Genomic DNA, 1463 nt, shown 5'->3' on the forward strand with positions numbered 1-1463 from the left:
GGATCGGCTCGTTAACCGGCAGTTGCGCCTACCGGGCAATTGTTGCCATATCGATGCCGTCGCCGGATGGTTAACTAGCTAAATTCCCAGCTGCGCTAGGTAGATTGAACCTAGTGCCATCGTATGAAAGGAGCCGCCCGTGACGCACAGCACCGGTACCCGCCCGATGATCGCGCGTGCGGGCAGACCATGAGCGCGCCATTGCAGGACCATTTGATCGGCCAGCTGCTCGATGACCGCTACCGGCTCGATGAGCTGATCGGGTACGGCGGCATGTCGCGGATCTATCGCGCCGTTGACGGGCGGCTGCACCGTCCGGTGGCCGTGAAGATCCTGAACGACAACTACGCGCGTGATCCCCAGGTGCGGGAGCGTTTTGCCTCCGAGGCGGTGATCGCGGCGAACATCAACCACCCGAACGTGGTCTCCACCCGCGACCACAACGCCTCGGGCAGCCTGGTCTACCTGGTGATGGAGTTCGTGCGCGGCCAGAACCTGCACGAGCTGATCAGCCGGCGCGGGCGGTTGACCCCGCGCCAGACGCTGAGCGTGCTGGAGAGCATCTGCCGCGGGCTGGCCGCCGCGCACCGCGAAGGCATCGTGCACCGGGACATGAAGCCGGGCAACGTACTGATGGCCGACAACGGCGAAGTGAAGATCACCGACTTCGGCCTGGCCCGGGTCGCCACCGCGCACACCCAGTCCAGCACGCTGCTGGCGACCCTGCAGTACGCCTCACCGGAGCTGGTCTCCGGCCAGCCGGCGGATTCGCGCAGTGACATCTATGCGGTGGGCGTGATGATCTTCCAGATGCTCACCGGCCAGCTGCCCTACCCGGATGCGACCGTGCCGGCGCTGATGCGCCACCACCTGGAATCCGAAACCCCGCTGCCCTCCACCCGCGTGCCGGGTCTGGCCCAAGACCTGGACGAGCTGGTGCGATTCTGCACCGAGAAGGACCCGGAGAACCGGCCGCAGGACGCCGGATTCCTGCTTGACGAGGTGATCCAGATCGGCACCACGCTCAGCGACGAGCAGCTGGATCTGGGGGCGGACGCCTACGGCGGGATCGGTGATCTCATCCCGGACGCGGTGCAGCACCCCACCACCGTGCAGCAGCGCCTGGATCATTGGCAGCGCGAACGCGAGGCGCAGCGCGACCCGTGGTGGGTGCGGCCCAACGCCGCCGCAGCCGGCGCCGGGCAGGAAGGGCACGATGAGCCGCAGGCCGCGCAGGATCCGACCACGGTGCTCGATGCCGCGGGCCAGCCGACCCAGGCGCTGGGTGCCGACGCGCCGGCCACCGAGGTCCACGCGAGCGACCCGCTGTCCACCGGGGACCGGGAGCAGCGGACCGCCGCCGAGGATGCCGCTGCGGACGCCGGCGGGGATCCGCGCGAAGCGCACACCACCGCCTACCGGCAGGCCGGCGAGCCGGCGACCGTCGCCCACGAGCTTTCCGG

At 68.8% G+C, this 1463-nt stretch carries 1 protein-coding gene; it reads left to right on the forward strand.

The features are described 5' to 3' along the window. Positions 1-189 precede the first annotated feature (189 nt). Positions 190-1463 (forward strand): protein kinase domain-containing protein (locus RCJ92_RS15860; RefSeq protein ID WP_446755117.1); only part of this gene is annotated, 1274 nt, incomplete at its 3' end.

This window comes from Glutamicibacter sp. BSL13 (assembly GCF_052928425.1).